This window comes from Micromonospora sp. BL1 (assembly GCF_003667485.1).
GTDB lineage: Bacteria > Actinomycetota > Actinomycetes > Mycobacteriales > Micromonosporaceae > Micromonospora > Micromonospora tulbaghiae.
In genome coordinates, this window is the sequence record NZ_RCVK01000412.1 from 1 (window position 1) to 8,797 (window position 8,797).

Consider the following 8,797-nt stretch of genomic DNA (forward strand, 5'->3'; position numbering starts at 1 on the left):
GGCCGCGGCAGCGGGGGGTTCGGCGGCGTACCAGGGGCGGCCGGGGAAGACGGTCACCCCCGCTGCCGCGGCCGCAGTGGTCACAGCTACGTCGTCCGTGTCGTCGGGCAGCCGTACCCACAGGTGCAGGCCACCGCGTGGGACGGCGCGCGGGGCCAGCGACGGCAGGTGCCGGTCCAGCGCCGCCAGCAGCGCCTCCCGGCGGGCGCGCAGCTGTACGCGCAGAGTGCGGCGGTGCCGGTCCCAGGCCGGCGCGGTGAGGAACTCCACTGCAGCCTGTTGCAGCGGCCCGGCGACGAAGAGGTCGTCGAGCAGGCGGGCGGCCCGCAGCCGTGCCCCGGCCGGTCCCCGCGCGCCGATCGCGGCGATCCGCAGACCGGGCGCTGTGGACTTGGTCAGCGAGCGCAGGTAGACCACATGCCCGTCCGGGTCGTCGGCGGCCAGCGGAGGCGGGGCCTCGCCGTCGACGGTGAGGTCGCGGGCGTAGTCGTCCTCGACCAGGAACGCCCCGGCCTCGCGTACCGCCTCGGCCACGTCGCCGCGCCGGGCGGGGGAGAGCGTCGCGCCGTGCGGGTTGGCGTACAGCGGCTGGCAGTAGAACAGGCGGGCGCCGGTGCGGGCGAACGCGGCGGCGAGCTGGTCGGGGCGTACCCCGTCGGTGTCGGCGGGGACGGGCACCACCCGCAGCCCGGCGGCGCGCGCGGCGGCGAGCGCGCCCAGGTAGGTGGGGGACTCGACCAGCACCGTGTCGCCGGGTGTGGTGAGCGCCCGCAGCGTCGAGGAGAGGGCCGCCTGGCCGCCCGGGCAGATCACCATGTCCTCGGCGCGCAGGCCGCCGCCTGCCTCGCGGGCGAACCAGGCGCGCAGGTCGAGGCGCCCCTCGACCGGGCCGCGCTGCCAGGCGGCGGGCTGCCGGGCCGCGCGGGCGAGTGCCGCACCGAGCGCGGCGGCCGGCTGGAGGTCCGGGTCGAGATAGCCGCCGGTCAGCGGGATCGCGTCCGACGGCGGTAACGCCAGCAGCGCCTGCATCTCCTCCTCGCCGCCCCGCCGTGAGCCCAGCGCGACGGTCTGCCACGACAGGTCCGCCCGCGGCGGGTCGGCGCGCCGGGCGGCCACGTACGCGCCGCGACCCGGCCGGGTCTCCACCAGCCCGTCCGCGACGAGCCGCCGGGTCGCCTCGGCGACTGTCACGGGGGAGACGTGATGGTGCGCGGTCAGCTCCCGTACCGACGGCAGCCGCGTGCCGGGAGTGGCGTCGGCGGCCAGCGCACCCAGATGCCGGACCACACGGGCGATAGCGCTACCATCGTTCATGACGGCACAGAGTAGCGCTACTGCGCGCACGACGGTAACGGTGAGACCGGGCGCCGGGATCGCCCTCGGCGCGCTGGGTGTGCTGGCCTTCAGCATGTCGCTGCCGGCCACCCGCGTCGCGGTGCACACACTCGACCCCTGGTTCGTCGCGTTCGGACGGGCGGTCGGCGCGGCGCTGCTCGCGTGGGGCTACCTGCGGCTGACCGGCGCGCCGCGCCCCACCCGGGACCAGTGGCGACGGCTGTCGATCGTCGCGCTCGGCGTCGTGGTCGGCTTCCCGCTGTTCACCTCGCTGGCGCTCACCACGCAGACGTCCGCGCACGGCGCGGTGGTCGTCACGGTGCTGCCCGCCATGACCGCCGTGTTCGCGGTGCTGCGGGCCGGCGAACGGCCGCCGCCGCTGTTCTGGATCGCCAGCGCCGCCGGTCTGGCGCTGGTGCTCGCCTTCCTCGCCGCCGGCGGCTCGATACGCGGCGCGCTGTCCGCGGCCGACGTGTTCCTGCTCGCCGCCGTGGTGCTCTGCGGCCTCGGGTACGCCGAGGGCGGCAGACTGGCCCGCGAACTCGGCGGCGCCCGCACGATCTGCTGGGCGTTGCTGCTGTCGCTCCCGGTCACCGTGCCGGTCACGGCGGTGGCCGCTCTCGTCCACCCTCCGCAGGGCGGCGTCGCCAACTGGGCCGGGTTCGGCTACCTCACAGTGGTGTCGATGTTCCTCGGCTTCTTCGCCTGGTACGCCGGCCTGGCCCGGGGCGGCATCGCCAAGGTCGGCCAGATCCAGCTCGTCCAGCCGGTGCTCACGCTGATCTGGTCGGCAGTGCTGCTCGGTGAGGCGGTCACGCCCGGTGCGCTGGTGGTGGCGGGCGCGGTGCTCGCCTGCGTCGTGCTCATCCAGCGCACCCGGGGCGGCGCCACACCGGCGCGCGCCCCGGGCGGGCCGTCCTCAGCGGACCGGCCCGCCCCGGGCGGGGCGTCCTCAGCAGGGCACGATGGTGCCGGTCACGCCGGAGACGTACGCGTGGCTGATGAAGTGTCCTGACGCGAGGCGGTTCCACTGGGTGGTGGTGCGGTACGGGCCGCTCACCGACTGGCCGACGACCGAGCACTCGATCGGCACGTTGGCGTACGTGGCGGCCAGGCCGACGACGGGGTTGCTCGTGCCGGGGCCGGAGCGGATGTTGAGCGGGCCGCTGCCGATCCGGCCCCGGGTGCCGGTGCCGGTCCAGAGATAGGCGACGTCGACCCAGGCGTTGTCGGTCAGCAGCAGACCGTCCCAGAACGTGCCGTCGGCGAGGTCGATGCCGGCCGGGCTTCCCACCGTGCGCCCGAACTGGTCCCGGCCGCCGTTGTAGCCGCTCTGGTACGCGGCCTGCGCCTCGGGCCGGCCCTGCGGCAGGTCCTTCCACATCTCCCGGGTGCTGCTGGGGTTCCAGTAGTCGTCCCTGGTGTTCCACGGTCCGATGTCCCAGACCGGCGCGTACTCGCAGCGGCTGCGGGTGGTGGTGCAGACCCGGACGGTGTAGTCGCCGGTGTTCTTCGGCGCGAGGCCGCGGGCCGACGGCAGCGCGACGAAGTGGTCCCGCGAGACGATCACGTGCCCGTTGGCGGTGGTGCCGCCGACCAGGCCCTCCCGGGTGGCGTACACCCGGTAGGTGAGGCCCGGGGTGGCGGCCGTGACGGCGGCGACCGAGTCGGCGACGAGCCGGACCCCGCGCACGGTGGGCGCGGCGGAGGGCCGTTCGGCGGTGAGCGCCACCCGGATCTGCACGCGGGTGACGGGCTGGTCGAAGACGGCCTCGCCGGACACGGACCGCCACTCGGTCCACGCGCCCGACCGCCAGCCGCGCGCCGCCACCTCGACGGCGCCGCCCCGGCCGGTTGTCGCGGCGATGTCGGCCCGGACCCGGTTGGCCGGCACGGCGAGCGGGTGGGGTGCGGTGACGAGCATGCCCTCGGCCGCCTGCCGGCGTTGGGCGGCCGGTCGGCTCGCCGCGCCGGCGAGGCGCAGTCCGGCGCCGGACCAGCGGACGTTGACGTCGTCGGAGTCGACGACCGTGAGGTCGGCGTTCCACGTGTTGCCGGTGACAGCCGGTTCCGCCAGGGGTGCGGCGGGCGCCGGCGAGACGGCCAGGACGGCGGCGATCGCGCCGGCGACCGCCGCCACCGGGCGGCTCGTACGGGGGTGGGGCATGGGCGCTCCTCGTGAGGGCATGAGGTAGACGAGCTTCGATCTCTGGGTGACGTGCAGGCAACCACCGATCACGCACCCCGTCAAGACGCCGCCCCGCGCGCCCGGACGCTCCGAACAGTGCAAAAAACCTGCAAACGCCAGCTCTTGCCTTCCTGGAAAGCGCTTTCATACGATTGCGTTACATCGATGTTTCATGTGCGATCCGGGCATCGCAGATGAACGACATTCGCCGGCGACGCGCCTGATCGCGTCGCGGCTCCTCATTATTCCCATTCGGTGACTGCCGCTGCTCGGCGGCAATTCCCGCATGCTCGAAAAGGAATGAGGCGACATGAGAAGACCAGTCGCGCTGCGACTCCACGCGGCACTGGCCACGGCGGTCGTGGGAATCGCCGTCGCCGTGGTGCTGCCGTCCCCGCAGGCGTCGGCGGCGGCCGGCAGCGCCACCGGCTACGCCACCCAGAACGGCGGCACCACCGGCGGTGCGGGCGGGCAGACCGTACGCGCCACCACCGGCACCGCCATCCACGCCGCGCTGTGCGGCCGGGCCAGCAGCAGCACCCCGATCATCATCGAGGTGACCGGGACCATCAACCACGGCAACACCAGCAAGGTCTCCGGATCGAGCTGCAACACCGCCGACGGCGTGATCGAGCTGAAGCAGATCAGCAACGTCACCATCATCGGCGTGGGCAGCGGCGCCGTGTTCGACCAGCTCGGCATCCACATCCGCGACTCCCGCAACATCATCATCCGCAATGTGACGGTGCGGAACGTCAAGAAGTCCGGCTCGCCCACCTCCAACGGCGGCGACGCGATCGGCATGGAGAGCAGCGTCCGCAACGTGTGGGTCGACCACGTCACGCTGGAGGCGTCCGGCGGGGAGTCCGAGGGCTACGACGGCCTGTTCGACATGAAGGACGACACCCAGTACGTGACGCTGTCGTACAGCATCCTGCGCAACTCCGGCCGCGGCGGCCTCATCGGGTCCAGCGAGAGCGACCGCGGCAACGGCTACATCACGTTCGAGCACAACCTGTACGAGAACATCGACTCCCGTACGCCGCTGCTGCGCGGCGGCATCGCCCACATGTTCAACAACCACTACAACGGGCTGCACGAGTCGGGCATCAACTCCCGGGCCGGCGCGCGGGCCAAGGTGGACAACAACTACTTCCGCAACTCCAAGGACGTGCTCGGCACGTTCTACACCAGCGAGCGCGGCACCTGGCAGGTCAGCGGCAACATCTTCGACAACGTGACCTGGTCCTCGCCCGGCAGCGACAACTACCCCGCGGGTCCGAACGTGACCTCGACGACCACCGTGAGCGTCCCGTACTCCTACCGGCTCGACGCGGCGAGCTGCGTGCCGGACATCGTGCGGCAGACCGCGGGCGCCAACACCGGCCTGCGGGTGTCCGACGGCAACTGCACGCCGCAGTCTCCGGCGCCGACCACGCCGGGGCCGACCACGCCCGCACCCACCACGCCGCCACCCGGGACGACCACCCCGCCGCCGTCCGGCGGGACCAACCTGAGCCTCGTCTCCGGCGCCGGCGCGGACGGGTCCAGCAAGGCCGACGGCACCAGCTACGGCAACGTGCGCGACGGCAACCTGAGCACGTACTGGTCGCCGTCCGGGTCGACCGGCACCGTCTCGATCAAGTGGGGCTCGGCCACCACCGTGTCCCGCGTGGTCATCCGCGAGCCGTCGGGGACCTCGGGTTCGATCGGGTCGTGGCAGCTCGTCAACAACGACACCGGCGCGGTGCTCGCCTCCGGCAGCGGGGCCGGGCAGATCACGTTCGGCGCGACCTCGCTGAAGAAGATCAACTTCAAGATCAACAGCTCCGGCGGTACGCCGAGAGTCGGCGAGTTCGAGACGTACGCCAGTTAGCAGTCACACACGAGCGGGGGCGGCCGATCCGGCCGCCCCCGCCCTCGTGCGTGTCCCCGGTCAGAGGGTGAGCACGACGGTGGAGATGCTCCGCGCGCCGACGTTCACCGTCACCTGGTTGCCGTTCACGCCGACCGGCTGGCTCGCCGCGCTGGCGTTCTGCGACGTGGCCACGTACTCCGCCCGGCTGACGTTCTGCGGCGCCTGGATGACCGCGTTGTTCACCGCGCTGGTCGACCGGTTGAGGATCACCAGCGTGACCTTCCCGTCGCCGGAGTAGGCAGTCACCTCCAGCGGCGACGCCTTCGAGCTCTTGGTCAGGGCGACCCGCTGGTAGCCGGGCCGCACGTACTTCGCGTACTGCGAGAACGCGTACCCCCGCTTGAGCGGCGCGCCCGCCACGGTGCCGTACGCGGACTCCCCGTCACCGATGAACGAGTAGTAGCGCTTGCCGTACCACCAGACGTACGCGCTCCAGTTCGACTCCATCGACTTGTGCACGGTGCGCATGATGTCGTCGAGCGTCTCGTTCCAGACCGTGGCGTTGGCCGGGTTGCCCCAGATGTTGGAGCCGCTGCCGTCGGCCTCGTGCAGGTTCCACTCGGTCATCCACACCGGCTTGTTGTACTGCTGCGCCAGCGTGTACGGCTTCAGCCGGCCGGACGCCTCGGTGCCGTACAGGTGACCGCCGATGTAGCCGATGTTGTTGCGGGCCGCCGCGTCGTTGAGCGTCGGGTCGGTGTAGCCGTAGTTCAGGTTCACCGCCTCGGCGACCATCAGCTTGGTGTTCTGCACCTTGGCGCCCTGCTCCCGCACGAAGGTCTGCAGCTCGGTGCCGCTCCAGTCCATCGAGTCGTAGTCCGGGTGCCAGTCCGGCTCGTTCTGCACGGACGTGACGTCGATCGTCACGCCCTGGTTGCGCATGTACTGGACGTAGCTGTTGAGGTGGCCGGCGTAGTCGTCGTAGTAGTCGGTGCGCAGCTTGCCACCGTTGATCCGGCTGTTGTTCGTCTTCCAGGCCGCCGGGGCGGTCCACGGCGACGCCATGATCTTCACGTTCGACCCGTACGACTTCGCCGTCCGCAACGCGCTGACCTGGGTGCCCCACTCGCCGGACACCGGCGAGATGCCGGTACGCACGATGGACAGGCCGAGCTGGTTGGGGCCGAGCCCGACGAGCGTCTGCGTCTCCGCCGTCGACCAGGCGCCGCCCCAGATCGACACCGCGGCGCCGAACCCGTCGATGGTCTGGTAGCGGCTGGCGGTGTTGACGGTGATGTCCGCCGCCCCGGTGGGCGGCGGGGTGCTCGGTGAGGTGGTCGGCGAAATCGTCGGCGACGTGGACGGCGACGTGGTCGGCGACGACGTCGGCGTCGTGCCGCCGGTGCAGGTCACCCCGTTGAGCGCGAAGCTGGTCGGTGCGGGGTTGCTGCTGGTCCAGGCACCGTTGAAGCCGAACGACGTGGTGCCGTTGGTGGGGATGGACCCGTTGTAGTCGACGTTGCGGGCGCTGACCGCCGCCCCGCTCTGCGTCACAGTGGCGTTCCACGCCTGGGTGACCGTCTGGCCGGCGGCGTAGGACCAGGTGAGCGTCCAGCCGTTGACCGGGTCACCGAGGTTGGTGACTGTGACGTTCGCGCCGAAGCCGCCCTGCCACTGCGACGACACGGCGTAGGTGACCGCGCAGCCGGCGGCCGCCGCCCCGGCCGGCAGCGCCGCTGCCGTCGCGGTGGAGGCCAGCAGGACGGCCCCGGCCGACAACACCGCGGTACGGGTAGTTCTGTGCCTTCTCATGCGACCTTCTCTCCTGGACGGTCCGGCTCAGCGCTGGAGGGTGAGCAGTCCGGGGCGGTAGGGCAGGAGACCGTAGTCGCCGCCGGAGTTGGGGGAGCGGCCCTGGTAGAGCAGTTGGAGGTTGCAGGGGTCGACGGTGAAGGTCTGGTCCGCGGTGGTGCGGATCAGTTCACCGTGGCTGATGTCGTTGGTCCAGGTCGCGCCGCTGTTGACCTTGCCCGCGAACGGGTTGCTCTCGGTGGCGGCCTGCGGGGTCCACGAGCCGCCCAGGCTGGTGGCGGTGAAGGAGCGGAAGTAGCGGCCCTGGGAGCCGATGGCCTCGACGATCATGAGGTAGCGGGTCTGGCCCTGCAGCTTGTAGACCTGCACGGCCTCGAACAGGTTGTTCGTGCTGTCGGACATGATCGTGGTGTAGTTGGAGCCGAAGCTGCCGGGGAAGTTCCCGATCGGCATGCTGGAGCGGTAGATCTTGCCGTTGTCACCGGCGAAGAACAGGTACATGTTCTGGTCGTCGGCGATCAGCGTCTGATCGATCGGGCCGGTACCGGAACCGGAGATGCTGCCGGTGAACAGCGGCTGCGCCGACGACCACCCGTTCGGGTTCGTCGGGTCGTTCGACGTGCGGTAGGAGAAGGCGGTCGGCCCCCACTGGTAGGCCAGGACCCAGATGTTGCGGGGCGCGAAGTAGAACAGGGTGGGCGCGACGGTGCCGGAGGACATCGCGTTCTGGCTGGCGGAGGCCATCTGCGACCAGTTCGAGAACAGGCCGAAGTTCATCGACCCCCACCTCGTGCCGGTGTCGTGCGTGGTGGCGTAGACCAGGTGCTGCCCGTTGTAGGGCACCACCGTGAAGTCCTTCAACGACACCCAGCCCGAGCGCGGCTGCGCCAACGCGCCCGTCGACGACCACCGGTACGTCGACGGCAGGTTGCACGTGTTGCCCGGGGGCGGTGTCGTGGGCGGTGCGGTGGTCGGCGGCGCCGTGGTGGGTGGCGCGGTGGTGGGTGCGCCGGTCGGGCCGCTGGTCGGCGTGGTGGTGCCGCCGGTGCAGGTCACCCCGTTGAGCGCGAAGCTGGTCGGCACCGGGTTGCTGCTGGTCCAGGAGCCGTTGAAGCCGAACGACGTGGTGCCGTTCGTCGGGATGGACCCGTTGTAGTCGACGTTGCGCGCGGTGACCGCAGCTCCGCTCTGGGTCAGGCTCGTGTTCCACGACTGGGTCACCGTCTGCCCGGCGCCGAACGACCACGTCAGCGTCCAGCTCGACACCGGGTCGCCGAGGTTCGTGACGGTGACGTTGGCGCCGAAGCCGCCCTGCCACTGCGACGAGATCGCGTAGTTGACCGAGCAGCCCGCGGCGGCGGCCCCGGCGGGCAGCGCCACGGCGACGGTCGCCGACGCGAGCAGCGCGGCACCGGCCGACGCCAATATGGCATTGACTGATCTAGATCTGGGCATGAACTGACCTCCTGCGGGGGCGGCGGCTCTGGCATTGGCGGTGGCGATTGTGTTGTGAGCGTTAACAGCCGCGTCAGGGATGTTACGGGAGCGCTCCCACGCACTCAACAACCCATTTCCGCACCCACCGCACCAGCCCTCACCGACCG

The 8,797-nt window shown here is 71.4% G+C and carries 6 protein-coding genes; 2 read left to right on the plus strand and 4 right to left on the minus strand.

Features of this window, described 5'->3' with window-relative positions:
• A partial coding sequence (locus tag EAD96_RS30145) for a PLP-dependent aminotransferase family protein (protein ID WP_147457961.1) occupies window positions 1–1,314 on the minus strand: 1,314 nt, incomplete at its 3' end.
• Between the two features lie 40 nt (window positions 1,315–1,354).
• Here EAD96_RS30145 and EAD96_RS30150 point away from each other — a divergent pair.
• Entirely contained in the window at window positions 1,355–2,350 is a 996-nt protein-coding gene (locus EAD96_RS30150; protein ID WP_121686621.1) for a DMT family transporter, read from the plus strand.
• On the opposite strand, the gene EAD96_RS30155 is transcribed toward EAD96_RS30150, so the two are convergent.
• Window positions 2,288–3,502, minus strand: a complete 1,215-nt coding sequence (locus tag EAD96_RS30155) for a hypothetical protein (RefSeq protein WP_121686622.1) — start codon at window positions 3,500–3,502, stop codon at window positions 2,288–2,290. The genes EAD96_RS30150 and EAD96_RS30155 overlap by 63 nt on opposite strands.
• A gap of 331 nt (window positions 3,503–3,833) precedes the next feature.
• On the opposite strand from EAD96_RS30155, the gene EAD96_RS30160 reads away from it, so the two are divergent.
• Window positions 3,834–5,399: a polysaccharide lyase family 1 protein gene (locus EAD96_RS30160; protein WP_030275171.1), complete on the plus strand. Its 1,566-nt coding sequence runs from the start codon at window positions 3,834–3,836 to the stop codon at window positions 5,397–5,399.
• Window positions 5,400–5,459: 60 nt separating this feature from the next.
• Here EAD96_RS30160 and EAD96_RS30165 read toward each other — a convergent pair whose 3' ends face one another.
• Window positions 5,460–7,193 carry a cellulose binding domain-containing protein gene (locus EAD96_RS30165; RefSeq protein WP_121686623.1) on the minus strand — a complete coding sequence of 578 codons (1,734 nt, stop codon included), beginning with the start codon at window positions 7,191–7,193 and terminating at the stop codon, window positions 5,460–5,462.
• A 27-nt stretch (window positions 7,194–7,220) separates the two neighbouring features.
• On the minus strand, window positions 7,221–8,648 hold the full coding sequence (locus EAD96_RS30170; RefSeq protein ID WP_121686624.1) for a non-reducing end alpha-L-arabinofuranosidase family hydrolase: 1,428 nt from the start codon (window positions 8,646–8,648) through the stop codon (window positions 7,221–7,223).
• Window positions 8,649–8,797: the final 149 nt, after the last annotated feature.

Bases quoted from the DNA above. Each gene is read 5' to 3' on its own strand.
- EAD96_RS30155 (WP_121686622.1), bottom strand. From the start codon at position 3,502: ATGCCCCACCCCCGTACGAGCCGCCCGGTGGCGGCGGTCGCCGGCGCG.
- EAD96_RS30165 (WP_121686623.1), bottom strand. From the start codon at position 7,193: ATGAGAAGGCACAGAACTACCCGTACCGCGGTGTTGTCGGCCGGGGCC.
- EAD96_RS30170 (WP_121686624.1), bottom strand. From the start codon at position 8,648: ATGCCCAGATCTAGATCAGTCAATGCCATATTGGCGTCGGCCGGTGCC.
- EAD96_RS30160 (WP_030275171.1), top strand. From the start codon at position 3,834: ATGAGAAGACCAGTCGCGCTGCGACTCCACGCGGCACTGGCCACGGCG.